This is a genomic window from Rhizobium beringeri, from assembly GCF_004306515.1.
In the GTDB taxonomy this organism is placed as follows: Bacteria; Pseudomonadota; Alphaproteobacteria; order Rhizobiales; family Rhizobiaceae; genus Rhizobium; species Rhizobium beringeri.
The window spans coordinates 2,361,849-2,385,371 of record NZ_SILG01000001.1 but is presented as its reverse complement, the minus strand read 5'-3'; the positions used below and the strand labels follow the sequence as shown (position 1 = coordinate 2,385,371).

The 23,523-nt window shown below is 61.4% G+C and carries 24 protein-coding genes and 1 pseudogene; 11 read left to right on the top strand and 14 right to left on the bottom strand.

Annotated elements, in window-relative coordinates:
• Positions 1 to 193 precede the first annotated feature (193 nt).
• The 4 genes from ELH03_RS12055 (at position 194) to ELH03_RS12040 (ending at position 4,945) form a co-directional block, all read left to right on the top strand.
• Positions 194 to 1,258 carry a histidine kinase dimerization/phosphoacceptor domain -containing protein gene (locus tag ELH03_RS12055; RefSeq protein WP_130766330.1) on the top strand — a complete coding sequence of 355 codons (1,065 nt, stop codon included), beginning with the start codon at positions 194 to 196 and terminating at the stop codon, positions 1,256 to 1,258.
• 130 nt (positions 1,259 to 1,388) lie between these two features.
• On the top strand, positions 1,389 to 1,940 hold the full coding sequence (locus ELH03_RS12050; RefSeq protein ID WP_128405112.1) for a DUF924 family protein: 552 nt from the start codon (positions 1,389 to 1,391) through the stop codon (positions 1,938 to 1,940).
• 91 nt (positions 1,941 to 2,031) lie between these two features.
• A complete protein-coding gene (locus ELH03_RS12045; RefSeq protein ID WP_130658986.1) occupies positions 2,032 to 4,566 on the top strand; it encodes a mechanosensitive ion channel family protein in 2,535 nt (844 codons plus the stop codon).
• 112 nt (positions 4,567 to 4,678) lie between these two features.
• Positions 4,679 to 4,945 (top strand): hypothetical protein, encoded by a 267-nt coding sequence (locus ELH03_RS12040; RefSeq protein ID WP_017994411.1) that lies wholly within the window; start codon positions 4,679 to 4,681, stop codon positions 4,943 to 4,945.
• A 21-nt stretch (positions 4,946 to 4,966) separates the two neighbouring features.
• On the opposite strand, the pseudogene arsK reads toward ELH03_RS12040, so the two are convergent.
• The 6 genes and pseudogenes from arsK to ELH03_RS12010 form a co-directional block, all read right to left on the bottom strand.
• Positions 4,967 to 6,197 (bottom strand): annotated as a pseudogene (arsK, locus tag ELH03_RS12035) (arsenite efflux MFS transporter ArsK).
• Entirely contained in the window at positions 6,194 to 6,919 is a 726-nt protein-coding gene (arsH, locus tag ELH03_RS12030) for an arsenical resistance protein ArsH (protein WP_165420520.1), read from the bottom strand. The pseudogene arsK and the gene arsH overlap by 4 nt, the downstream one beginning before the upstream one ends.
• Positions 6,894 to 7,316, bottom strand: a complete 423-nt coding sequence (gene arsC / locus ELH03_RS12025; protein WP_128401704.1) for an arsenate reductase (glutaredoxin) — start codon at positions 7,314 to 7,316, stop codon at positions 6,894 to 6,896. The genes arsH and arsC overlap by 26 nt, the downstream gene beginning before the upstream one ends.
• Positions 7,313 to 8,008 carry an MIP/aquaporin family protein gene (locus ELH03_RS12020; RefSeq protein ID WP_128410615.1) on the bottom strand — a complete coding sequence of 232 codons (696 nt, stop codon included), beginning with the start codon at positions 8,006 to 8,008 and terminating at the stop codon, positions 7,313 to 7,315. The genes arsC and ELH03_RS12020 overlap by 4 nt, the downstream gene beginning before the upstream one ends.
• Complete coding sequence (locus tag ELH03_RS12015; protein ID WP_128401702.1) at positions 8,008 to 8,538, bottom strand: arsenate reductase ArsC; 531 nt, start codon at positions 8,536 to 8,538, stop codon at positions 8,008 to 8,010. Before ELH03_RS12015 ends, ELH03_RS12020 begins: the two co-directional genes overlap by 1 nt.
• Positions 8,535 to 8,891, bottom strand: a complete 357-nt coding sequence (locus tag ELH03_RS12010; protein ID WP_128401701.1) for an ArsR/SmtB family transcription factor — start codon at positions 8,889 to 8,891, stop codon at positions 8,535 to 8,537. The genes ELH03_RS12015 and ELH03_RS12010 overlap by 4 nt, the downstream gene beginning before the upstream one ends.
• Positions 8,892 to 8,933: 42 nt before the next feature.
• Here ELH03_RS12010 and ELH03_RS12005 point away from each other — a divergent pair, with 42 nt between their 5' ends.
• From ELH03_RS12005 to ELH03_RS11995, 3 genes are all read left to right on the top strand, one after another.
• Positions 8,934 to 9,458 carry a DUF6428 family protein gene (locus tag ELH03_RS12005; protein ID WP_128401700.1) on the top strand — a complete coding sequence of 175 codons (525 nt, stop codon included), beginning with the start codon at positions 8,934 to 8,936 and terminating at the stop codon, positions 9,456 to 9,458.
• Between the two features lie 115 nt (positions 9,459 to 9,573).
• On the top strand, positions 9,574 to 10,077 hold the full coding sequence (locus ELH03_RS12000; protein WP_128401699.1) for a DinB family protein: 504 nt from the start codon (positions 9,574 to 9,576) through the stop codon (positions 10,075 to 10,077).
• A gap of 19 nt (positions 10,078 to 10,096) precedes the next feature.
• Positions 10,097 to 10,708, top strand: coding sequence for a TetR/AcrR family transcriptional regulator (locus ELH03_RS11995; RefSeq protein ID WP_128401698.1), 612 nt, complete (start codon positions 10,097 to 10,099; stop codon positions 10,706 to 10,708).
• Here the strand turns inward: ELH03_RS11995 and ELH03_RS11990 are convergent.
• Positions 10,694 to 11,677, bottom strand: a complete 984-nt coding sequence (locus ELH03_RS11990) for a squalene cyclase (RefSeq protein ID WP_130766329.1) — start codon at positions 11,675 to 11,677, stop codon at positions 10,694 to 10,696. The genes ELH03_RS11995 and ELH03_RS11990 overlap by 15 nt on opposite strands.
• Positions 11,678 to 11,805: 128 nt before the next feature.
• Between ELH03_RS11990 and ELH03_RS38500 the strand changes: the two genes are divergently transcribed.
• The 3 genes from ELH03_RS38500 to ELH03_RS11975 all read left to right on the top strand — a co-directional run bounded on the left by ELH03_RS38500 (position 11,806) and on the right by ELH03_RS11975 (position 14,422).
• Positions 11,806 to 11,928 carry a hypothetical protein gene (locus tag ELH03_RS38500; RefSeq protein ID WP_261319549.1) on the top strand — a complete coding sequence of 41 codons (123 nt, stop codon included), beginning with the start codon at positions 11,806 to 11,808 and terminating at the stop codon, positions 11,926 to 11,928.
• A 145-nt stretch (positions 11,929 to 12,073) separates the two neighbouring features.
• Complete coding sequence (locus ELH03_RS11980) at positions 12,074 to 12,904, top strand: response regulator (protein ID WP_130766328.1); 831 nt, start codon at positions 12,074 to 12,076, stop codon at positions 12,902 to 12,904.
• A gap of 186 nt (positions 12,905 to 13,090) precedes the next feature.
• Positions 13,091 to 14,422 carry a diguanylate cyclase gene (locus tag ELH03_RS11975; protein WP_047620983.1) on the top strand — a complete coding sequence of 444 codons (1,332 nt, stop codon included), beginning with the start codon at positions 13,091 to 13,093 and terminating at the stop codon, positions 14,420 to 14,422.
• 120 nt (positions 14,423 to 14,542) lie between these two features.
• Here ELH03_RS11975 and ELH03_RS11970 read toward each other — a convergent pair whose 3' ends face one another.
• The 7 genes from ELH03_RS11970 to ELH03_RS11940 form a co-directional block, all read right to left on the bottom strand.
• A complete protein-coding gene (locus ELH03_RS11970) occupies positions 14,543 to 15,562 on the bottom strand; it encodes a GlxA family transcriptional regulator (protein WP_018242426.1) in 1,020 nt (339 codons plus the stop codon).
• Positions 15,563 to 15,857: 295 nt separating this feature from the next.
• Positions 15,858 to 16,058, bottom strand: a complete 201-nt coding sequence (locus ELH03_RS11965) for a hypothetical protein (protein WP_128401695.1) — start codon at positions 16,056 to 16,058, stop codon at positions 15,858 to 15,860.
• A 319-nt stretch (positions 16,059 to 16,377) separates the two neighbouring features.
• A complete protein-coding gene (locus ELH03_RS11960; RefSeq protein ID WP_064250888.1) occupies positions 16,378 to 17,025 on the bottom strand; it encodes a MarC family protein in 648 nt (215 codons plus the stop codon).
• Positions 17,026 to 17,134: 109 nt separating this feature from the next.
• Positions 17,135 to 17,533 (bottom strand): hypothetical protein, encoded by a 399-nt coding sequence (locus ELH03_RS11955; protein ID WP_128401694.1) that lies wholly within the window; start codon positions 17,531 to 17,533, stop codon positions 17,135 to 17,137.
• Positions 17,534 to 17,588: 55 nt separating this feature from the next.
• Positions 17,589 to 19,745: a mechanosensitive ion channel family protein gene (locus ELH03_RS11950; protein ID WP_130658982.1), complete on the bottom strand. Its 2,157-nt coding sequence runs from the start codon at positions 19,743 to 19,745 to the stop codon at positions 17,589 to 17,591.
• A 47-nt stretch (positions 19,746 to 19,792) separates the two neighbouring features.
• Positions 19,793 to 21,103 carry an alpha/beta hydrolase gene (locus ELH03_RS11945; RefSeq protein ID WP_128401692.1) on the bottom strand — a complete coding sequence of 437 codons (1,311 nt, stop codon included), beginning with the start codon at positions 21,101 to 21,103 and terminating at the stop codon, positions 19,793 to 19,795.
• Positions 21,104 to 21,245: 142 nt separating this feature from the next.
• Positions 21,246 to 23,066, bottom strand: coding sequence for an adenylate cyclase (locus ELH03_RS11940; protein WP_128401691.1), 1,821 nt, complete (start codon positions 23,064 to 23,066; stop codon positions 21,246 to 21,248).
• 144 nt (positions 23,067 to 23,210) lie between these two features.
• On the opposite strand from ELH03_RS11940, the gene ELH03_RS11935 reads away from it, so the two are divergent.
• Complete coding sequence (locus ELH03_RS11935; RefSeq protein ID WP_128401690.1) at positions 23,211 to 23,468, top strand: hypothetical protein; 258 nt, start codon at positions 23,211 to 23,213, stop codon at positions 23,466 to 23,468.
• Positions 23,469 to 23,523: the final 55 nt, after the last annotated feature.

Below are 23,523 nucleotides of genomic sequence, written 5' to 3'. Positions count from 1 at the left end.
ATGGGGATTCCCCCAGGCCAGGGTCATGTTCTGAAAATGCCGGATTCCCGACATCCTCCTTCCGCGCCGCCTGCGACAAGAGCGAGGGATAACTGCTGTTTACCCCAGGCGGCCAATGCAATACGACATTGCCATGCGGACGACTCGGACGCCTGCGGGCGGTCGTCGCTGCGAGAGAACGCCGGGAGACAGAATGAGCAATTCTAACGGCGATGTGGATGCTCCGATCCACATCCTCTATATCGACGACGACGAGGGGCTTGCCCTACTGATGCAGAAAAACCTGCATCGGTGTGGCTTTTCGGTCGAGTGGGCCGAGAGCGGCGCTGCCGGTCTTGCGAGACTCGGCGAAGGCGGTATCGACGCCATCGTGCTCGATCATATCCTAGCTGACGAGACCGGCCTCGACATTCTTCCCTGCATCATGGCGATGCCGGATCATCCGCCGGTGATCTATGCGACGGGTTCGGACGATACAAGCATCGCGGTCGCGGCGCTGAAGGCGGGCGCCGACGATTACATGCTCAAGGGGATCTCAGCCGATTATTTCGACCTGCTCGCGGCCGCGCTCGAACAGGCCCTGGAGCGGGCGCGTTTTCGCCGCGAGACGGCGCAGGCGCAGGAGGTGATCCGCCAGCAGCGTGACCATGCCGAACTGCTGCTTGCCGAGGTCAATCACCGCATCGCCAACAGCCTTGGCCTCGTTGGCGCGCTGATCCGCATGCAATCCTCGATGACCAAGGACCAGGTGGCGATCGATGCGCTGCACGAAACGCAGATGCGCATCAACGCCATCGCCAGCGTACACCGTCGGCTCTACACCAATCGGCAGGTCGGCTCGGTCCAGGTCGACGAATATCTGAACAGCCTGCTCACCGAACTTGAAGCCTCGATGCGCGACGACAAGCGGCCGCATCGGATCGTACTCACCGCGCAGCCGGTCAATCTGGCGACCGACAAGGTGATCACGCTCGGGCTGATCGTCAGCGAACTCGTCACCAATGCCTTCAAATACGCCTATCCGGACAGCGTGCCGGGCGAGATCCGCGTCATCGTCGACCAGACGGAAGAGGCATTGCGTGTCATCGTCGAGGATGACGGCGCCGGTTTCGACCCATCGAGCCCGGCCAGGGGAACCGGCCTTGGTACACGCATTCTGACGGCCATGGCCGCCAGCTTGAAATCGGATTTCGCCTATGACCCCGGCCATGGCGGAACCAAGGCGACGCTGGTGTTTTCGTTGCACGAGGTGAAGTAGCGTTTGACGCTGGACTCGACGATGTTTCTCTCGTTCGCCGCTGCGTTTGCCCTATACAGCACGCCGTTTGCCCATCTCTACAATAGCTTACCGACATCGCATCAAGGAACATGACGCTAGGGGAGGACACATGACGACGATTCGCACACCGAAGGAAGTCTATGATTTCTGGTTCGTCAGATGCGGCCGGGAGCTGTGGTTCCGCGCGACGCCCGACCTCGACGCGGAGATCAGCACGGTTTTTCGCGATACCCATCTGGCCCTTGCCGCGGATGTTGGCGCCGAATGGCGGGCGGATGCGGAGAGCCGGTTGGCGGCTGTGATCGTGCTCGACCAGTTTCCCCGCAACATCTATCGCGGCACCCCACTTGCCGTTGCGACCGACGGGCTGGCGCTTCGCGAAGCCAAGCTCGCGCTGGCATCCGGCGCCGACCGGGCGGTGGAGGCCGCATGCCGTACCTTCTTCTACTTGCCGTTCGAACACGCCGAAGACCTTGGCGAGCAGGAGCGATCGGTGGAACTGTTCGCTGCGCTTGGCGATGAAGAATATCTCGATTATGCGATCCGCCACCGCGACGTGATCGCTGCATATGGCCGTTTTCCGCACCGCAATGCTATGCTCGGGCGAGAGTCGACGGCTAGAGAGCGCGACTATCTTTCCCAGCCCGGCGCCGGTTTCTAAGCCTTTCCAGGGAGCTTCCGCCTTTCTGTCGCCTTTCTTTACTATGACAAGCTGGCATTCTACCCCGACGACAACCCTTCCGGAGGCGCTTTTGCGGCTGAGACCTATCCTGCTTCGCACCATTCTTCTGCTGACGCTGGCGGTCGCCGGCGCGCATTTCAAGGGTGCTGCGGCCTTTGCGCAGGAGCCACAGGCACCGGCGGCCGCGCAGGCGCCGCTTGCCGATACGCCGCTCGACCAGGCGACAAAGGAGATCGACAAGGCGAAGGTTCAACTGACGGCGCTTCAGGACGGCGCCAAGCAGAATGCCGATAATGACGATGTCCTGGTCGGGCTTGCGACCAAGGCCGACGAACTCAGCCGCGCCGTCATCACCATATCGGTCAATCTCAGGCCGCGTTTCGACCAGATCAAGAACCGGCTTGCCGAGATCGGCGATCCGCCGAAGGACGGGCAGCCGCCGGAGGCCGAGATCGTTACCCAGGAACGCAATGCGCTCGCCGCCGAACGCGCGCAGATCAACGCGCTGACGGGCGACGCCGAAAACCTGTCGATCACAGTAACAAAGCTCGTCAACGAGATCACCGAGATGCGGCGGCGGCTGTTTGCCGATACGCTGCTCAGGCGTACCGAGATTTCGGTCTCGGTGCTCGACGATGCCGCCAGCGCCTTCGTGCACGAGGCCAGCGAATTCTCGCAGGCCCTGTCCAGTTGGGCCACCTTCGTCTGGAAATTCAAGCGTTTCCCGATGTTTGCCGCGATCTTCCTGTCGCTCGCCTCGGCGCTGATCCTGCTCTCCGGCAGTTACCGGCTGTTCGGCTCGTATCTGCGCCGCGACGAAGCAGTGGAGAACCCGTCCTATATCGGCCGGCTGTCGATCGCCTTCTGGTCGACACTGATCCGCACGCTGGCGCTCTCGGTGCTGCTCGTCACCTCGTTCTTCTTCCTCAACGGTTTCAATGTGCTGAGGCCCGACATCGCACCTGTCATCGGCGCGCTGTTCGGGGCGATCGGGCTCGTCTATTTCGTCGGCCGCTTCGTCAACGCCATCTTCGCGCCGAACGAACCGCATTGGCGGCTCGTTCGGCTTTCCAATCGCGGCGCGCTCTCGATCGGCTATTGCTTGCTGGCGATGGCCGTCGTCAACGCGCTCGATTATCTGTTCGGCACGATCGGCGAGTCGATGGGCTCGCCGCTGGTGCTGACCGTGGTCAGGAGCCTGATTGCCGCGCTGATCATCGGCCTGATCCTCATTTCGGTCTCATTCGGCAAACCGATGCTGGCCAGGAACGGTGATCCCGATGCGCCGGGCCGGCATTGGCCGCGCGGCATGGCGATCATCCTGCGCGTCGTCGGCGCCGGTCTCATCCTCACCGCGCTGACGGGGTACGTCGGGCTGGCGCGCTTCGTCGCCACACAGCTCATCATCACCGGCGCCGTCATCGTCACCATGTATGTCGGTCTGCTCTCCGGCAAGGCGATATCCAGGCAGGAGAGCTTCGGCGACACCTTCTTTGCGCGCTTCCTGACGCGCCGCTTCAAGCTCGGGCCGGTGGCGATCGACCAGGCCGGCCTGGTCGTCGGCCTTGCAATCTATGCAGTGGCTCTTCTCGTCGGCATCCCATTGATCCTGCTGCTCTGGGGCTTCCACGTGCAGGACCTGCAGATTCTTGCCTATCGGCTGTTCACCGAGGTCAGGCTCGGCGGTATCAGCATCTCGCTGCTCGGCATCTGCACCGGCATCCTGCTGTTTGCCGGCGTCTACCTGCTGACGCGCTGGCTGCAGCGCTGGCTCGACGGCAATGTGATGGCCAGAAGCCATGTCGATCTTGGCGTGCGCAATTCGGTCAAGACTGGTATCGGCTATCTCGGCGTCGGCATAGCGGCGATCATCGGCGTTTCGGCAGCGGGCATCGACCTGTCGAGCTTCGCGCTCGTCGCCTCCGCACTTTCGGTCGGTATCGGTTTCGGCCTGCAGAACATCGTCTCCAACTTCGTCTCCGGCCTGATCCTGCTCGTCGAACGGCCGTTCAAGGTCGGCGACCATGTCGTTTCCGGCACGGCCGAAGGCATCGTCAAACGCATTTCGGTGCGCGCCACGGAGATCGAGACCTTCCGCAAGCAGTCGATCATCGTGCCGAATTCGGAATTGATCAACGGCCTCGTCGGCAACTGGACGCACCGCAACAAGATCGGCCGCTCGGAAATTCCGGTTTCCGTCGCCTACAACGCCGATCCGCAGCAGGTGATGGACATCCTGCTGGAACTGACGGCCAAGATACCGCTCGTCATGCGCAATCCGGAGCCGCATGTCGAATTCCTGCGCTTCGGCCCCTATTCGCTGGATTTCGAGCTGCGTTTCTTCCTCGCCGACATGGGTGACGGCATGGCGGTGCGCAACAATCTCAGGATCGAGATCCTTAAGCGCTTCAAGGCCGAGGGCATCGAGATCCCGCTGCCACAGACAGATCTTACCATCCATCGGGAGGCTCGTCCCGCGCTTGCCGATGCGGGTAGGGATCAACCCAACGAGCAGGAAAACTCGGCGGACACGCCCATGGAGGAGGAAGAGCAGCCGGTGCGGCAATTGCGCAGCAAGACGGCAGACGGCAATCGGAAAGGCTGAACGGGTCATTCAGCCATCATTCACAGCTATATGTGCATGATCTCCACTATCGGGATCGCTGCCGGGGGCAGCACCGATCGTTCGAGGGGAGGGCGCGCCAGCGCCGCCGCACATGATGGCAAGATTTGCCGCCGTTCTGCTTGTCCCGCTGCTTGCCGCACCCGCGGCTGAAGCGGCATCCATCACCAACACCGATCCAGCCGCCGTCGTGCTCGTCATCACCGAGAGCGGCCAGCGCGTCGAGGTCGTGGTCGATGCCGGCGCTTCGGAAAACCTCTGTGCTTCCGGCTGCTTCATGACAACGCCCGACGGCGACCGCATCGGGCTCGACGGTGGCGAGACGATCGACATCGTCAAGGGCTCGGCCGTCGTCAAGTAGCGCCTGTCCGGATTAATGCGCTCAAGCTTCTCGGGGATTGGGAACAGATTCCGGCCGGGCAACCGGGCGCGTCAGCCGCATAATGGCGAGGAATGCGGCAACGGCGACGGTGCTGAGCAATGCAGCGATCGACAGCGACCACGATATGCCGAGATTGCCCCAGGAAGGCAAGCGCGAATGGCGCCATCGAGGAGACGACAAGACGGACCGACATGATTTGTCCTTGCCGCCGGCCATAGCCATCGCTTCCGAAAAGCGCGAGCGGCAAGGTTCCGTAGACGATGCTGTTAAGGCCGGAGCCGAGGCCGAAGATGACGGCGAAGACCAGCGCGCCGGGCACTGAGGGTGCGGTGGCGATGAGGATGACAAGCGCTGTCGGCAGCAGGATGGCGCAGATGATCGCCAGCATCACTTGCGACAAGCTCTCACCAAAGATCATGTTGATGAGGCGGCTCAGCACCTGTGACGGGCCGAAGAGCGTTCCGACCACCACTGCCATGGCGCCGAGGCCGAGTGCCGACATCACAGGCACCATGTGAACCAGAAGAGCTGAGTTCACAAAGCTTTCCACAGCAAAGCCCGTCACCATCAGGATAAAGGCCGGCCTTCGCACCGATGGCTGAAGGCTCGGCTCGACGCGTTTTGCGGCCTCCTCTCCGGTCCGTTTCCTGGTCTCGCTGACGTCACGGGAGAGCCAGGCGTGAATGGGAAGGCAGATAGCGAGATGAAGCGCGGCGAAGATCAGATAGACATTCTGCCATGACAGATGCGCGTGCAGCGCCGTGGTGATCGGCCAGAAGATGGTCGAGGCGAAGCCGGCGATCAGCGTCAGGTAGGTGATACTGCGCTGGGCGACGCGCGGCCTGATCTGCACGAGCAGGGCGAAGGCGGCGCCATATTGCACCAGGTTCGAGGCGATCTCGATGCCGATCAATGCCGCGACGAAAGCGATCTTTCCCGGCGCGAAGGCGCAGGCGACCAAGGCCGCGGCGGCAACCGCCGAGCCCGATGTCATGATCCTGCCTGCGCCGAAGCGATCGATCCATGTGCCCATGAGAGGTGCGGCCAAGCCGCCGATCAGAAGGGCCGCGGAGAGCGCGCCGAAGATCCATTCCGATGACCAGCCCAGATCACGGGCCATGTCGGGGGCGAGGATGCTGAAGCTGTAATAGAGCGATCCATAACCGATGATCTGCGTGAGCCCGAGTGCGACAATGGCCGCTACCGGCGGTCGTTCGGTGCTGATGGTCATAGAGATCTGAGGCTCACACGCTGTTCGAGCTTTTCGGCTTCTTCTTTCCGCTCGCTGTAGCGGTCGGTCAGATAGTTCGAGGCATCACGGGTCAGCAGCGTGAACTTCACAAGTTCCTCGCAGACGTCGACGACGCGGTCGTAATAGGATGAAGGTTTCATACGGCCGTCCGCGTCGAATTCCTGGAAAGCTTTGGCGACCGAGGACTGATTGGGGATAGTGATCATCCGCATCCAGCGGCCAAGAATGCGGAGCTGACCCACCGCGTTGAAGGACTGGGAACCGCCGGAGACCTGCATCACCGCCAGCGTCTTGCCCTGCGTTGGCCGGACCGAGCCAACCGACAACGGAATCCAGTCGATCTGCGCTTTCATGATACCGCTCATCGCGCCATGACGCTCGGGACTGACCCAAACCTGGCCTTCCGACCAAGCCGACAATTCGCGCAGTTCCTGAACTCTTGGGTGGCTCGCCGGCTCGGCGTCGGGCAACGGCAGACCTTCCGGATTGAAGATGCGCACTTCACAGTCGAAATATTCGAGCAGCCGTGCCGCCTCCTGTGCGAGCAGGCGGCTATAGGAAACGGCTCGCAAGGAGCCATAAAGGATCAGGATGCGGGGCTTGTGCGTCGAGAACGCCGGCCTGAGTGCGTCCATATCCGGTTGATGCAGATGCATCGGCGATACGGCAGGCAGATCAGACAATGCGCTTGCCCTCGGCATCGAGCACTTTCTCGCCATCTTCCTTGGTGAAGGCGCCCTTGTGCGTTTCCGGCAGGATTTCGAGGACAAGTTCCGACGGTCGCGACAGGCGCGTGCCGAGAGGGGTGACGACGAAAGGCCGGTTGATCAGGATCGGATCTTTCAGCATCGCGTCGAGAAGCTGATCGTCGCTTAGATCGGGATTGTCGAGGCCGAGTTCGGCGTAGGGTGTATCCTTCTGGCGAATGGCATCGCGCATGGTCAGGCCGGCATCGGCAATCATTTTGCCCAGTTCGTGACGTGACGGCGGGTTTTCCAGATATTCGATGATATCAGGTTCGATGCCGGCACTGCGGATCATCGCCAACGTGTTGCGGGAGGTGCCGCAGGCAGGGTTGTGATAGATGGTGACGTTCATAGCTTTGCCTCTGACGACAGGGTTGATGAAGTGCCCGGCTGCAGCAGCCAGGTGAACAGGAGAAGGGCTGCGACCGCACCTATGATTTCGGCGATCCAGAAGCCGGGAAGATCGACCGGGCGAATGCCGGAGAAGGTATCGGTCAGCGAGCGAGCCAAGGCGACGGCCGGATTGGCGAAGGAGGTCGAGGCGGTGAACCAGTATGCGGCGGTGATATAGAGTCCAACCAGCCACGGCACCGCCTTCTGCTCGAACTTGATGCCGGCGAGGATGACCGCGACCAGGCCGAAAGTGGCAACGCCTTCCGAAAACCATTGCGCGCCGCCGGTGCGTATCTTGCTCGACATTTCCAGAAGCGGCAGGGCAAACATAAGATGGGCGGCGACGGTCCCGACGATGCCTCCAAAGATTTGGGCAACGACATATCCAGCGAGATCGCGTTTCGCCAGCGTCCGCGACATCGCAAAGATCAGCGAGACCGCGGGGTTGAAGTGGGCGCCAGAGATCGGTCCGAGCACGGTGATCAGCACCACCAGGATGGCGCCGGTCGCCAGCGTATTGCCGAGCAGGGCAAGTCCCACGTCCTCCGTCAGCGATGTCGCCATGATACCCGACCCGACGACGGTCGCGACCAGCATGGCGGTGCCGAGGGCCTCTGCGACCAGACGGCGCGGCAGATCGAACGGCGCCATCAGCCGGCCGTCGCCGGTTTTGCGGACGTGCCTTCCATGGCGCCGATTTGACGCAGGTGCGATTCCAGCGCCAGCTTGTCGATCGACGACAGCGGCAGGCTGAGGAAAGCCATGATCCGGTTCTTGAGGAAGCGGGCGGCCTGCGCGAAAGCGCGGCCTTTCTCGACCTCACTGCCCTCAACAACGGCCGGGTCCTCGACGCCCCAATGGGCGGTCATCGGATGGCCGATCCAGACCGGGCAGGCTTCGCCGTGGGCAGTGTCGCAGACGGTGAAGATGAAATCCATCTCCGGCGCATCCGGCTCGGCGAACTCGTCCCAGCTTTTCGAGCGGAAGCCGGTCGCGGGATAACCCAGCGCCTGCAGCTCCTTCAACGCATAGGGATTGACCTCGCCCTTCGGCTGGCTGCCGGCCGAATGGGCCCTGAACCGGCCCTTGCCCTCGGTCTCCAGGATGGATTCAGCCAGGATCGAGCGGGATGAATTGGCGGTGCAGAGAAAAAGCACGTTGTAAACGCGGTCTGTGGTCATTGCAGTTCCTCCTTGGTTGCAGGTGCACAGCATGCGGCGACGGCAGCAGCCGGCGCGCAGATCTCAGGGTTTCCGCCGCAGCAGTCTTCCATCAGGAAACGGATCAGGCCGCCCAGCGCCTCGTAATTGGCGGTGTAGATGATCGAGCGGGATTCGCGCTGCTGCGTAATCAGGCCTGAGCGTTCGAGCTCCTTCAGGTGGAAGGAAATATTGGACGGCGAGACCTCCGCCTTTTCCGCGATCGAACCTGCCGCCAAGCCATCGGGACCCGAAACCACGAGCATGCGGACGATGTGCAGGCGAGTCTCTTGCGAGAGAGCACCGAATGCGACGAGGGCTTGACGTTGATCCATATTTCAATGATCCTTGAATTATTGAAATGAGGATTAGCTGATATGAACGCGATCGACAACGGAAAAATTCAAGAGGACGACATCAGCCTTGGCGTGCTACTCAATACGCTCGCCGGCGAAAGGGACGCGCCGCTGGTTTTCTATTACGACGGCCGGCCGGTGAAGCCTGGTTATCATATCACCGAGGTCAAGGCGGGCCAATTCTCGGCCCTCGATTGTGGCGCCAATCCTGAGGCCTGGACGGAGATCTTCATCCAGCTCTGGGATATCGAGGAAGGCGACCGCACGCATATGCCGGCCGGCAAGTTCCAGGCGATCATCCGCAAGGTTACCGACCACGTGCAGCTGGATGGCTCGGCGAAGCTGACCTTCGAAGTCAGCGACGGCGTGCGGCCGATGCAGCTTTATTGCGCGGCGATGCCGATTCTCAGCGCCGGCGCTGTCCATGTTTCGCTTTCGCCGCGGCCGGCAAGCTGCAAGCCGCGCGATCGCTGGCTGGCAGAGGAAAACAGCAAGGCCGCGGCTTGCTGTGGGCTGCGAGCGGCAACGAGCGGCTGTTGCGCGTAAGGACACATGATTGTGCAGCTCGGTCGGGATCGTATTGACTGACCACCAGTCAGTCGTATAAATGGAGGCTGTCGGTTTGATGCCGGCGCCGCCCGTTTCACACCCGGAGATCGCAATGAGCGCACAGACCCTGTTGAACTCTCTGTTCCAGTACAAAGCCAGCGTTGACGATGAGCTTCTCGATGCCTTGAACGCGCTCGGGGCTGAGGTGCGATCGGACGACTTTCGCTCAGCCCTTCGTGTGCTCAATCACGCCCATCTCGTCGATCGTATTTTCGTCGCCAATCTTCAACGACAGGATCATTCCTACGCGGCGAGCTGGAGCAGCGAAGCGCCGCCGTTGGCGCAGCTGTCGTCCGATATCCGGGAAACGGACCGTTGGTATATCGATTATACCTCGCGTATAACCCTTCCGGAAATGGAGGAGTTCGTCGACTTCACCTTCACCGATGGCGGACGCGGACGCATGTCCCGCGAGGAGATGTTGGCCCATGTGGTGACGCATGGCGGTTATCATCGCGGTGAGGTCGGTCGCCTGCTGCCTGATATCGAGAGCACCGCAATGCGCGACGTGTTTACGGGCTACCTGCACAGGACCGATCCCGCGCGCCGTCAGTGAGAGTGGACCAGTCCTGCCGATGCCGGCCAATGTATCAAAACTGAGAACCAAGCCCCCCGAAGAGCGACGCGACGAGCTGATGACCGCGGCCGAACTGCTGTTTCTGGAAAAGGGTGTGGAGCGGACCACGATCGAGGAGATCACGACGGGGGCGGGGGTCGCCAAGGGCACGTTCTACCTGCACTTCTCCTCGAAGGCTGATGTTCTCCAGGCGCTGCGCGCCCGTTTCGTGCAGGGCGTGCTGGATGGCATCGTCGCGGCGGTCGAAGGACGGCGGCAAGAGGATTGGCGCGGGAAGCTTGCTGCTTGGTCGACGGCATGCGCCATTGGCTATCTTGACGCGGCAGGGCTGCATCATCTCGCCTTCGTGGCAGCACCTCCCGCAACAAGGGAAGGGCTTTCGCGCAACATCCTGATTGACCATCTGAACGAATTGCTTGCCGCTGGCGCTGGCGAGAATGCCTGGTCGATCGACGATCCCGGCTTCACGGCGGTGTTTCTGTTCAACGCCCTGCACGGCGTGGTCAATCAGCCCGGCATCGGCGAGACGCCCTCGGCCCGCGCCGAATTGCTCCGGGCGATCGAGGTGCATTTCCTGCGCGCGCTGGGATTGCCGTCAGGCATTGATTGAAGGCTGGGCATCCCACCATCTGAGCACCCGCATCGCCCGGAGCGTCACCCACCGCGAGGGCTTGCCTTGCCCGTCATCGACTTCGAACCACACCCGACCTGCAGGGCTCCCGTCGAGCGGCCAGCTGCCGTCCTGCAGGCGTCTGGAACGCAGGTGATCGATCGCCTCGCCGAGACGCGGATCGGGATTATTGCCGGTCAGGATCGCGCTGGAGCGGAAATAGTCGAGCGCGCGCAGAATGTCGTAGCGCCAGCGGTTCGGGTGCAGGAAGTGCAGGAAGCGCTCGTCGGCCGGCTCGCCGGTGCCGAGGCGGCGGAAGAGGTTGCGGGCCAGCAGAAACTCCTCGCCCGTCCTGCGCGCCTCTCGAGACCGATGCGTGCCGCCGGTCGATCCCTCGTATTCCAGCAAGCCTTCCAGCACGTTGATGGTGCTGGCGAAAGATGAGAGGACAGAGCCATTGATCCGCTCGCAGTTCCAGCCGCCGTCGTCGAGACGCTCGCCGGCCAGCCTGTCGACGATGGGCGAGACGTCGATCCCGAAATAGGCGCCGTCGGCAACGGTGCGGCCGTTGATGCACTCCTCGACTTCGCCTTCCCAGTAGGGCTGGCCGCCTTCTTCCCAACGGGCGTTGGCGCCGATCAATTCGACGGTGCGCCTGGCGCACGTGCAGGCTGGATCGAGACCGAACTCCCGCAATTGCGACAGCGAGAAAGTCGTGGCGGTCCACGGCTGGCCGCGCTCCTTCCACTCGCGAGCGTCGAAACCGGCGGGCAGGAAGGCGCCGCCCGCCCATTGCCCGTCCTCGTCCTGGCAGGAGAGCAGCCTGGCGCCCCAGCCCTCGGTCTCGACTTTGGCCCGCTCGGCCATCCATTCCCGATCTGGGGTATCGAGCAGGTCGCGCATCACCTGCCACCGGATCGACGGATCGGAGTCGAGAAGCCATTCGATCACCGGGTCGGATTGGATCATGGGGCGAACCTGTCGTGGGTCGGGTCGATGGCTCGTTTATAATCGCTTCGGCCGTGCGGTGCCACCCGGACAGGCCCACGGGAAATCCTCTAAATCCGACGTGGTCGCGTCAGGCGCTGGCGCTTGCGATGCCGCCGAACTATGTCAGGGAAGGCACGAAGCTGAAGATCAAAATCCTCGGGTCGACCTATAATGCGACGGTTGTCGGCGAAAGCCCGTTCGATGCCGAGAATGCGGCGCTTTGCGCCTGATTTCTTAATCATATCCGCAAAGAAATCGGAGGCGGCCTCATCGGGCCGCCTCTTCGTTTATATCTGGGCGCGCCGATTAATAATTATTCAAATCAATTGGTGTATCAGTTTGATCCGGGGACAGATTTTACATCAAAGGTTTGCTATGGCGTTTCTAGGTATTTCGGGGATGCAATATTCCGGGGAAATGTTTGCTGGTGCGCGTATTATTGTCGCGGAAGATTCCAACGTATTCACCTCGATGATCAGCAAACGCCTCAAGGAGCTGTTCGACATCGATGTCGAGATTTGCCGCAGCTTCGAGGATTTGCAGGTTTCTTACGACAAGTCTTCCGATCCGATCACGCTGGCGATCTCGAACATCAATCTGCCCGGCGCCGAAAACGGCGAAGCGCTCGAATATCTGGTCGAGCTCTCCATACCCACAATCGTCTTTACCGGCACCTTCCATGAAAGCATGCGCGACAAGCTGATGGCCAAGGATATTGTCGACTATATCCTCAAGGACAATATCTTCGCCGTCGACCTGCTGGCGGAATCGATCTGCCGCTTCCTCACCAATCACCGCCACCACGTGCTGATCGTTGATGATAGTGCGACCGCGCGCGCCCTGCTGTCGAGCCGGCTGAAGCGCTACAATTTCCGTGTCAGCGTCGCTGAGAGCGGCGGCAAGGCGCTGGAGATCCTGAAGGCCAACCGCGATATCGGCCTGATGATCACCGACTACAACATGCCCGACATAGACGGCTTCGAACTGACGCGGCGCATCCGCGCCAGCATCGGCTCGCACGAGCTGCGCATCATCGGTGTTTCCTCCTCCTCGAACCGGCTGCTTTCGGCGCGATTCCTGAAGGCCGGCGGCAACGATTTCATGCTGCGTCCCTTCATTGACGAGGAGTTCTATTGCCGCGTCAACCAGAACCTCGATACGCTGCTGCAGATTCAATCGATGCGCAAGGAGCGGGCGGTTGCCTGACGGCTCCTCCAGTATCGGTATCGCCAAGGGGGCGGATATCACGGTCGGAGACAGTCGTCGAATTTCTGCAATTACAGGTAATGTCACCGTTATTTGTCCCCTTCACGCGCACAGGCCTCTCGGTTATCGTCCCCGCCGGGGAGAGGGCCGAGTCGAGCCCATCGGACGCATCGGGGAGTAGGGGCTGTGGCTTTTCAAGCGGATTTCCAGCGGGATGGTATCGGGCTGCGCTCCGGCGGGCTCAAGATACTTCTGGTTGAAGATTCCCGGATGTTTTCCGCCGTGCTCTGTCACCGGTTCCAAACGGAGCTCGGCCTTGCCGTCAAATCCTGCCCGTCGCTGAAAGCTCTTCGCAAGGAACTTGCCGAGGACGGTCACGGCTACACCATGGCCGTCGTCGATCTCAACCTGCCGGATTCGCCCTATGGTGAAGCGCTCGACTGCACGATCGAGCACGATATCCCGGCAATCGTCTTCACCGCGACATTCGATCTCAACACGCGCAACAAGATTATGGAGCGCAATGTCATCGATTACGTGCTGAAGGACAATGAATTCGCGCTCGACAATCTGGTCGCCACCGTCCGGCGGGCGATCTCCAACCGCAAGACGCGGGTGCTCGTCGTCGACGATGTCGTCTCGGCGCGTCAGGTGCTCGTTGACCTGCTGAAGGCACAGCAATATCTCGTCGTCGAGGCAAATTCGGGGCTCGAGGCGCTGGCGGCGCTCGAGGCCTATAGCGATATCGAGCTCGTCGTCACCGATCACCATATGCCCGATATGAGCGGCTATGAGCTGACGCGGCGCATCCGCCATCGATTTGGTTCGGACAGGCTGCGTGTCATCGGCGTTTCCTCCTCCAATGACCGCATGCTTTCGGCGAGTTTTCTCAAGGCCGGCGCCAGCGATTTCGTCTACCGGCCTTTCGTTGCCGAGGAGCTGCAATGCCGCATCGCCAACAATGCCGAAACGCTGGCGCAGATGCGGCAGCTGAGGGCGGCGGCGGCCTGCGACTACCTGACTGGCCTCTATAACCGCCGCTATTTCTACGACAACGGCCCGAAGCTGGTGAACGAGTGCCTGCGGCTGAAGGTACCGAGCTCCGTCGCTATTCTCGATATCGACCATTTCAAGCGGCTGAACGACACCTATGGCCACGAGATCGGCGACAAGGTGCTGAAGGCTGTCGCAAACAGGCTGTTTACGATCTTTGAGGGCAGCGACAATCTTCTGTCGCGCCTCGGGGGCGAGGAATTCGCCATCCTCTTCCCGCAGATGGATTCCGCTGCTGCGACCAAGCTCTGCGACGAGATCCGCTCAGACATTTCGCGGCTGAAAGTCACGGCCGACGACGAGGAACTCGGCGTCACGATTTCGATCGGCATCGCCGAGATCGGCGGTTACGAGACCTTCGAGAATTACCTCAACGCTGCCGACCAGTTTCTCTACATGGCCAAACACAGGGGCCGCAACCAGGTCTATTCGGACGCCAGGATGACGGAAGAGGCGGCGCAATAGCGCCATCCGAAGGGCAGAGCCAAGTCGCCGCCTTTCACATCAGGCGGCGACGGCCTTCTTATCGTCTCAAGCGGCGACGGCCTTCTTATCGTCTCAAGCGGCGACGGTCTTCTTATCGTCTCAAGCGGCGACGGCCTGGCGAGCGGTCGCCATGGTCATCTTGCGCTCGGCGCGCTCCTGCTGCGGTGAGCGATGGTAGAGTTCGCGATAACACTTGGAGAAGTGCGAGGCCGAGACGAAGCCGCAGGCGACGGCGACCTCGACGACGGGCATTGATGACTGCACCAGGAGGTGGCGCGCACGGTCGAGGCGGATTTCCAGATAGTAGCGGGCCGGCGAGCGACCCATCTCCTGGCGGAACAGCCGTTCGATCTGGCGGCGGGAGAGGCCGGCGCCGTCGGCGATCTCGATCAGCGACAGCGGCTCGGCAAGATTGCCTTCCATCAACTCGATGATCGACAGCACCTTGGCATTCTGCACGCCGAGGCGGGCGCGCAGCGGCAGACGCTGGCGGTCATGCGGGTTGCGCACGCGATCGGTCAGGTGCTGCTCGCAGATGCGGTTGACAAGGCTTTCGCCGAAATCCTCGCCGACGAGGTTCAGCATCATGTCGAGCGAGGCGGTGCCGCCGGCGCAGGTATAGAGATTGCCGTCGATCTCGTATAGATCGGCATAGACCTCCGCCTGCGGGAAGGCTTCCGAAAAGCCCGGCAGGTTTTCCCAGTGGATGGCGCAGCGCTTGCCGTTCAGGAGACCGGCCTGGGCAAGCACATGCGCGCCCGTACAGAGGCTGCCGACGGCGACGCCGCGATTGTAGCATTCACGCAGCCAGGCATTGACCGACTTGTTGTTGAACTGCTCGACATCGATGCCGGAACAGACGAGCACCATGCCCGGCCGGTTTTCGCCGCCGAGATGACGGCGTTCCTCGGCAAGCGAGGAATTGGCCTCGACGCCGATGCCGCAGGAAGAATAGACCTTTTCTCCATCGACAGAGGTCAGCCGCCAGGTATAGGCCTGATAACCGAGCATGCGATTGGCGATGCGCAAGGTGTCCACGGCCGCCGAAAAGGGCAGCATGGTGAATTGCGGTACCATAAAGAAGACCAGCGAACGCTTCTTGATCTGCATCCTGTTCATAGCGAAATCCATGCTCGAGGGGCGATGACACATTCGTTGCGCGGAATGCGTCGCGCCGATGTCCTGAAAGCGACACTGGCATGGAAAAATGCGGCCGGGAAGAGCAAATATGCGACATCGGCCACGATTTGGCCGGTCAAACTGCCGAAATGGCTGCGGATAGGGCGGATGACGGGCTGATAGGCGACTGAAATTCAAGACTGAAAAGGGCTTGGGAATGGACGGTCAGGCCGCGAAAAAGGCGGCGTTGCGTAGTGCAGACGCCGCCCTCATCTTGGGTGGAATGTCGCATTCATTACATGGTCCGGTGATTGCTGTCGTCCGTGCTCGGCCAGCCGATGTCCTTGCGGATGTCGAAGGGCATGGCTTCAATTTCGCGAGCCGTCTGCCAGCGTGTCCAGGCGAGGGTGAGCTTGCGGGCATAATGTGCCAGATCGAAGCGGCCTTGGCCGGAGGTGAGGGACTTACCACCACCGCGATAGGTGAGCGTGGTCATTTTCCGGGTCCTTTCTAGGGTCAGGGGCATGGTCGTCAATGGGAGGTTCGTCCATGTCCATGATCACAATATGGGCCCTGGAAACTCATCATTCAAACGAATAGAACTTATGGATAACATCAGAGATATTGAATGATGGCCTTGAGCCGGCGGTCGATGGTGACTGTTTGTTATCGACCTTAATCTCCGGGCTTTCCGCTCAGGGGATAGCAAATCCGCAACTGAGCATGACGCCGAAAACCGAGCGGCTTTCGGCTCTATTTTTTGATTTAAATCCGGGTTCAGATTTTTAGGCCATCGGGCCGCAAATCATCCGCATCTAATGCGCGGCGGTCGGGGTGATGATGCCGAGATTGCCAAGCCCGCTGACGACCAGTTGGACTGCGACTGCGGTCAGCAGAATCCCGAAGACGACCTCCGAGACGATCAGACTGGCAGGCTTCATGCGCTTGGCGAGCGCGTCGATATTGGTAAACACCACATAGTCCAACGCAGCGACGATCAGAATCAGGCCGATGACGAGTATCGCGCTGGCAATCGAGACGACTTCGCCGGAGGCGATGATGACGACGGTGATGCCGACAGGATTGAGCAGGTAAGGGACCGCAAGCGGAAAGACGGCGATCTTTTCGGGATCGACGGGAAGCCCCGTTTCCTCATGCGGCTTCTCTGTTGGTCCTGATGCCATCTTAATCGCGATAAGCGCGAGGATGATACCGCCGGCGACGGCGACTGCGCCACCCGTGATATGGAGAAGCCGCATCAGCAAAGCGCCGGTGGCAAAAAGGATCAAGGCTGTGACCACTGCGACCAAAACCATCTGGCGGCCGATGCGCGCCTTGGTTTCGGTATCGAAGGCATGGGTCTTCTCCAGAAACGGCACCAGGGCGATCTTCGGCCCCAGCCCGACCAGAAGCAGCAGGAGAAGTTTTCCGACGAGTGCGGCATCGATGACTGTGAAATCCATGGAACGTACCCTCTAAAATTTGTGACCTAGAAATCGAGGTCCTCCCCACTCAGGGGAGGGCGGGCGACGAAGAGAACCAAACGAGCTGGCAGTTTTTCTGCCGGATCGCTCAGCGCGGGCACACGTCCCAGAAGCCCGTCGTCTTGGCGGGCGAGGTGTAGTACCAGCATTGACCGGACTGTGGCGGCGTGCCTGCCAGTGAGACGGCGGCAGCACCGGCGACGAAGCCGATGGCAGCACCTGCGGCGATGGCGGTCCCCGGGCGCCAGTAGCGGCGAGGGGCGACGACCACGACGCCGCGCCGGACGGGCGGCCGAACGGCAGGACGGGTGCTTCCGACTGCAGCGCATCCGCGCGGTCCGCAGGCAGCAGCACCGCAGCCTCTCGGGCCGCATGCCGCTACGCCGCGACGGGCTTCGGCCGTCACGGGAACGAGGACGGGTGCGCAGACCGTCATGATGACGGCAAGTGTCGCAAGCATGCGCGACAGGGTGACCAGGATCTTCATTTCATTTCCTCCGATTGCTCTCCTGTGTGTGTTCATTTCCTCGAAGATGCCGCCCTCAGGCCGGGGTTGCGGCTGCGGCTGCGTTGTGTGCCGCAAGCGTCTGCTGGGCAGCGGCGGCGACAGCGTCGTCCTTGCCGCCCGAGACCTGAACTGTGGGCACGGCGAGCTTGATGCCGTTTTCGTTGAACGCCTGATGGATCATCCGCAGGGCCCGCCGCTTCAGCGTGAACTGCTGGCCCGGAAGCGTCATGACCTTCATCCGCAGGAGCAGGCCGGAGTCGCCCAGGCTGTCGATCCCCTGCATCTTCAGCGGCTCGATCGTCGTCGGTTTGAATTCCGGATCCTCGAACAGCTCCAGGCCGATCTTCTTGATGATCTTGCGGGCCTTCTCGATGTCGGAATCGTAGGTAATGGTGATCGTCATCTTCTCGATCACCCAGTCGCGGCTCATGTTCTGGACTGCTCCGAGTTCGCTGAAGGGCACGATGTAGACTGCGCCGCGGTGGTGCCTGAGCTTGATGGACCGCAAGCTGAAGGACTCGACGGTACCCTTGTAGCTGCCGCTCTGGATATATTCGCCCACCCGGAAGGCGTCGTCGAGCAGGTAGAACATCCCGCTGATGACGTCCTTCACCACGGTCTGTGCCCCGAAACCGATCGCGACGCCGACCACACCGGCGCCTGCGATCAATGGGCCGATTTCCACGCCGAGCGACGACAGCGCCATCATGATCGCGATGGCGACAAAGAGGATCATCAGGAAATTGCGAAGGATCGGCAGCAGGGTTCTGAGACGTGTCCGCCGCCGCTCCCGTTCGCTGCCGACTTCAAGGACCGCCTCGGTGTCGCCGAGCTTGCGGTCGATCATGACCTTCACGACGCTCCAGGCGAGATCGACGATCAGGAGAATGATCCCGGCACTGAGGAGGCCGCGCACGAGGCGTAGAAGCGGCGAATCCTGCATCGTCATCTGCGTCAGCCTGATATCCAGGGCATCCGCAAGCAGAACGATCGCTCCGACGATCAGCGCTGCCCTGATACCGCGCTCGACGATCACCGAGACAACGGTGCCTTTCTTGTGGCCGTCCTCTTCATCCGCGGAAGAGCTCAGGATATTGTTGACCGACGCCTTGGTGAGGGCGATGGCCCCGGGCAGGGCGGCACAGACCACCGCGATCCAGAACAGCTTCATGGCTCCGACCACCCACAGCAGCCAGACGGCAACGAAGTAGACCGTCCAGAGCCAGTTCCGCGCGCGTAGTCCGATCCGGCTGGCTTGGCCGGCAGTCAATCGGGACGGACGTCTCCAAACGGCTTCGATGCCGATGACGAGGAGCACGAGGCCGAGGGAATAGGCGACGAGTTGCCGGGCCGGAACGGAAAAGCCGAGGGTGCCGAGCAGGCGGATGGTCACCCAGCCAAAGGCATACCAGCCGACGAGATAACCCAGGCGTTTCGCCCAGTGGCCGGCGGCATCCTTCGTGATCGGGACGACACGGAACCGACCCTCTTCCTCCGCCCGTGGCGCCAGAAGCACGTCGAAAAACGCGCTTGCCAGACGGAAGACGACGATCGCGAAGAGATAGCCGACGACGATCTCCCTGATAACAGGCGGCCATTGGAACAGCAGGAAGAAGCCGATGCTGCCAAGCCCGAAGGAAAGGACGTAACATGCCGCCCACAGAAGCCTCGCGGCCAATGCGATCACCCTCTCGCGAACTGTGGCAAAGGACGCGCGCGCCATCCATGAGCGCCAGCCGGCGCTGATCCACCAGAACAGCCATTGCGCGGCCAGCCCGACGGCGACGAAGGCAGCGACCAGGAAGATCGGCCGCGTCCCGCCGTTCGCCTGGATGTCCCGTTCGAGCACCGCCCCGCCTCGCATCGTCTCCAGGGGAAAGGACCGGATGGCGCCGAGAAGACTTGAGGCATGGGCACGGAATCGCATCGTGAATTCCGAGAATGAAGGGTCTGCGTTCGGGGTTTCCAAGGGCGGTTCCGCCGCGGCCTTGGCTGCTTGCGACTGCTGCTGCAGGAAGCGTTGGACGTCAGGATCCGAGAACATGCCGATAAAGCGCTGGACACTTTCTGGCTGTGGGCTCGCAGGCGTCACGCTCTGCGCCACGGCAATCGAGGCACAAAGGAGAACGGAAGCCAGGGCAACCGCCGTGATAAGTGCTTTAAACATGCGGATCTTGGAAAGTAGTGGCATTGTTTATCCTGATCTCTATGAACGTCAGTTTGCCGGTTCCTGAACCGTCATTGCCTGCACGACTCCTTCGATCGGCCTGCGGCGGTGCATTCGGATGCCTTCGGCGGCGTACCCACAGGACCCGTGAGGCCGCTCACCTGGCCGGCGTAATTGTCTCTGGTATCCGCATCGACGACGGCGACCGGGGCGGCAAGGATCAGGCCGGCTGCGCTGCCCGCCGCCGCCGCCGTGCTCGTCGTCGCGGCAAGGATCTTGTCGCCGAGCCCGACCTTGCTGTCGGTTAGCGTCTGGCCGTTGGAAATCCGTGCGCCGATCAGCTGAACGACCTCGGGCGAATCCGCGAACTTTCCGTGGTTCAGACTGTCGCCCGCCTTGACCTTGGTGAGGTCGATCACCGTGATCTGGCTGTCGGCCAGTTCCTTCTTGAAGGGGGCCTGCTCGGGATCGATGGCGCCGAGTCTGGCGACGTCGCCCCATACTCTGCGGGATACCGCGAGCGCGCGGTCGTCTCGCGAAACGAACAAGGTGAACTTCGGATGCTGCTTACCCATATCGACGATCTGCTGGCGGAAGACATCGACGTCCACGTCGGGCGAGGCCAGCATGACATTCTCGAACTTGGCGGGAAGGCGGCCGTTGCGAATCGCCATCTGGCGAAGCGCTTCCAGCGCCAGCCAGTTCCCCATGGAATGCGCAAGGATCGAGACTTCTTTCACCTCAGGATCCTTGGCGAGATACTGGAAGAGCGTCTCCAATGCGTTGCGCGTGTAGTTCGTGCTCTCCCTGTCATATCCGTATGCAAGCAGACTGCCGCGCGACGGCCATGTCACCAGCACGGGCGCACTATGGACGCCGGAATCCTTGACGATCTGGGCGAAGCGATAGACGGAGTCTTCGAAGCGGTTGTTGAAACCGTGGATGAACACGAGCACGCTGCGGTCGTGGCTCTTCCTGACTGAGGCGCTCAGCCATTTCTTGGCGTCGTCGCGCGTGATCTCGTCGGCTTTCAAGGTTGCAAAGTCGGTTGCCGGGTTGGATGGAAGCCTTCTCGGCCAGGCGACTTCGCCGATCTTGCGGACGTTCGCTGGGGGAATGGACACTGTGATGTCGGCAAAAGCCGGGGCGAGTGCGCGTTCGCCCGTGAACATCTCGCCTTGTATCGTCGAGCGGCTGCGCGTCGTGGCCACGAGCATGTCGACCTTGGTGGCGTTGGGCGCGCTATCCGCAACGGGAATGAGCACGTTCTTCGCGTGACCGCCACATCCGGCTAATGCGCAGACCAGCATGAGAGCCGAGATCCATTTCAGACCTGGGGAAGGGCTTGGTCGAATTCGGCCATTGCGACATTTTGTGCTCACTGCTGTTCCCCATCGACCAGTCAAGTTCGGGCAGGCCTCGACGCCGCACGCCGCGGCGGTCGAAGTCGGCACCGGGCGAGACTATGCGAAGATGAGATGGCTTACCCGTATGATCGGGTATGTTACGGTCGGGGAGACAGTATCAGCGGGGTTGCAGATCCGAGGTGGCGGCGGTCGACGCGATTGCATCGGGATCGCGCACCGTCATCCCTGCCTTGCGAAGCCCTTCGATCAGACGGTCGCGATCTTCAGGCTGCATGTTGCGCATTGCGAGTTCCGTTACAAGGTTCGGCAGGAAGTCAGGTCGCATGCTGACGAATACCTGGCCTTCCCGGCGGGCGTCGTCCATCATGCCTGCCTCCGCGTAGATGATGGCAGCGACAACATGGAAGAGAGGGAACTTCTGCATGTTCGCCTGCCGGATCTCCAGCACGGCGGTGTGATTGTCGCGGAGCATGTAGGCGGCCAAGGCTCGCGTTCCATGGTAGAAGCCGCCGCTTCCCGGATTCAGAGCGATGGCTTGGTCCAGAAGGTCTGCTCCGCGCTGCCACTGGCCAGCGATCGCAAGCCGGGTTCCGAACTCGCCCATCAGTTCGGTGTCGTTGGGGTTGGTGGCGAGCGCCTGCTCGCCCACACGCAGTGATTCAGCGAGCTGCCTGTCGAAGAACAGCGCCGTCATCAGCGCTTGAAGTCCGCGTGTATTGTTCGGATCGATCTGCGTTGCGCGCCTGGCGGCATCGAGTGCACGCTGTATGGCTGCATCCTGGCCTGGCGTCGGATTGAACTTGTAGCGGTCCTCATCGAGATAGACGATCGACAGCATTGCCCAAGCGGTCGCGTAGTTCGGAAACCGTGCGAGCGCGGCCTCGAGGCAATCCCGCACGCGCGCATGCGCTTCGGGGCTCAGTTCCGAACGATAGGCATAGAAGCGCAGCGTGCACTCATACGCGCCGAGATCATCAGGCGGCGGACTGGCGGAGTCGACCTGTGCCATGACCCCGTAGGGCTGGGCGATGGCGGTCGCGACTTTTCTGGCGACATCCGTCTGGATCGCAAACAGGTCCTCCGATGCGAGATCATTGTCATAGTTCTGCGACCAGAGGATCTCGCCGTCCGACGTATCGAGCAATCTTGCCGTCACGCGAAGACGCTTGCCCGAAATGCGTACGCCGCCGGCAAGGAGATAGCGTGCGCCGAATTCGGTCCGGATCTCCGATGCGCCAACATCCGCGGGGAGAGACTTGGACGTCTCGCGGCCGAAGACCTTGATCTCCTTGAACCGCGGCAGGATGGTCATCAGTTCCTCGGTCAGGCCGGCCGTGTAGAGCTGCGCCTCCGGCCCTTCGCCGAGATTGGTAAAGGGAGCCACCACGAGGGCCGGACGATCGGGCGAGAGGCTTGCAACGCGTTCGAGCGACGGAGCGGGAGACCGCGTCCCGATCCAATATAGCGAAATAGCCACTGCAGCGAGCGCAGCAGCACCCGGCAACAAGACCCGCCTTGCGCGCCACCAGCGTCTGGAGCTGACCTCAGAGGGTGATGTTTCGCCAGCTTCTTCGTCTCCGGTGTCGACCGACGCCGGACAGGACCAGGTGAAGGTTGGGATATATCCGCCTTTGGGAATGTCGATCCTGACCGGATCATGCTGCCCAGCGACGAGATAATAGCGCTCAAGCGATCGCCGCAGCCGTCCGGCCTCGATCCTGACTACCGGATCGTCCTGGGTGAAGCCGGCATCCCGGCCGAACACCTCGATCGCGATCGAGTAGGCTTTGATCCGGTTGCCCCGATCCTCAAGGGTTTCCGAGACGACATAGCGCAGAAACGCCGCTGCGCGACCGACACCTGGAAATTCAGGGCTGGAGATGACACGTTCCAGTTGCTCCCTGATGTCGTCGGCTTGAGGCGCCGGCCTCAAAGAAATGGGTGTTGCAGACCCCTCTGCTGGTGTCCACGTCTGCATGTTTGCCCCAATCCCCCGTTGAGTCACATCACTGCCAGACCGTATATTACAGTAACATACTCCACGAACCTTCCGTCGTCCACGAAGATCGGGCTTGGCACAGGTTGCAGAAGCAGCGTTCCAAATGCCGTTAGGGAGTGAACCATGGACGAAGGCATGACCGCAGTCCGTCGGCAATTTCCAGCCAGGATCAAGGCGATCGATGATCTCTCTGCCCGCAGTGAGGACTTTCGGGAAATCTGCAGGGACTTTGCCGACGCCCAATCGGCGCTGCAAAAATGGAACGTCTCAACCGATCCGAAGCGCGACGAGCGCGTCGTCGAATACCGGGAGCTGATCGCAGAACTCTCCAAGGAGATAGAGGGCGCGCTTGACGCCTCGCTGCCGCCACCCGCTCGCTGATACGCGCGAGACCGGCCCCCGGCGGCGAGCCATCGCGAGGCGTATGTTACGGTTA

Bases quoted from the DNA above. Each gene is read 5' to 3' on its own strand.
- ELH03_RS12005 (WP_128401700.1), top strand. From the start codon at position 8,934: ATGAACGCGATCGACAACGGAAAAATTCAAGAGGACGACATCAGCCTT.
- arsC (WP_128401704.1), bottom strand. From the start codon at position 7,316: ATGAACGTCACCATCTATCACAACCCTGCCTGCGGCACCTCCCGCAAC.
- ELH03_RS11990 (WP_130766329.1), bottom strand. From the start codon at position 11,677: ATGATCCAATCCGACCCGGTGATCGAATGGCTTCTCGACTCCGATCCG.
- ELH03_RS12040 (WP_017994411.1), top strand. From the start codon at position 4,679: ATGATGGCAAGATTTGCCGCCGTTCTGCTTGTCCCGCTGCTTGCCGCA.
- ELH03_RS11940 (WP_128401691.1), bottom strand. From the start codon at position 23,066: ATGCAGACGTGGACACCAGCAGAGGGGTCTGCAACACCCATTTCTTTG.
- ELH03_RS12000 (WP_128401699.1), top strand. From the start codon at position 9,574: ATGAGCGCACAGACCCTGTTGAACTCTCTGTTCCAGTACAAAGCCAGC.
- ELH03_RS11980 (WP_130766328.1), top strand. From the start codon at position 12,074: ATGGCGTTTCTAGGTATTTCGGGGATGCAATATTCCGGGGAAATGTTT.
- ELH03_RS11950 (WP_130658982.1), bottom strand. From the start codon at position 19,745: ATGCCACTACTTTCCAAGATCCGCATGTTTAAAGCACTTATCACGGCG.
- ELH03_RS12020 (WP_128410615.1), bottom strand. From the start codon at position 8,008: ATGGCGCCGTTCGATCTGCCGCGCCGTCTGGTCGCAGAGGCCCTCGGC.
- ELH03_RS11955 (WP_128401694.1), bottom strand. From the start codon at position 17,533: ATGAAGATCCTGGTCACCCTGTCGCGCATGCTTGCGACACTTGCCGTC.
- ELH03_RS12055 (WP_130766330.1), top strand. From the start codon at position 194: ATGAGCAATTCTAACGGCGATGTGGATGCTCCGATCCACATCCTCTAT.
- ELH03_RS11960 (WP_064250888.1), bottom strand. From the start codon at position 17,025: ATGGATTTCACAGTCATCGATGCCGCACTCGTCGGAAAACTTCTCCTG.
- arsH (WP_165420520.1), bottom strand. From the start codon at position 6,919: ATGCCGAGGGCAAGCGCATTGTCTGATCTGCCTGCCGTATCGCCGATG.
- ELH03_RS11970 (WP_018242426.1), bottom strand. From the start codon at position 15,562: ATGAACAGGATGCAGATCAAGAAGCGTTCGCTGGTCTTCTTTATGGTA.
- ELH03_RS12010 (WP_128401701.1), bottom strand. From the start codon at position 8,891: ATGGATCAACGTCAAGCCCTCGTCGCATTCGGTGCTCTCTCGCAAGAG.
- ELH03_RS38500 (WP_261319549.1), top strand. From the start codon at position 11,806: ATGCCGCCGAACTATGTCAGGGAAGGCACGAAGCTGAAGATCAAAATC.
- ELH03_RS12015 (WP_128401702.1), bottom strand. From the start codon at position 8,538: ATGACCACAGACCGCGTTTACAACGTGCTTTTTCTCTGCACCGCCAAT.
- ELH03_RS11965 (WP_128401695.1), bottom strand. From the start codon at position 16,058: ATGACCACGCTCACCTATCGCGGTGGTGGTAAGTCCCTCACCTCCGGC.
- ELH03_RS11935 (WP_128401690.1), top strand. From the start codon at position 23,211: ATGGACGAAGGCATGACCGCAGTCCGTCGGCAATTTCCAGCCAGGATC.
- ELH03_RS11995 (WP_128401698.1), top strand. From the start codon at position 10,097: ATGCCGGCCAATGTATCAAAACTGAGAACCAAGCCCCCCGAAGAGCGA.
- ELH03_RS12050 (WP_128405112.1), top strand. From the start codon at position 1,389: ATGACGACGATTCGCACACCGAAGGAAGTCTATGATTTCTGGTTCGTC.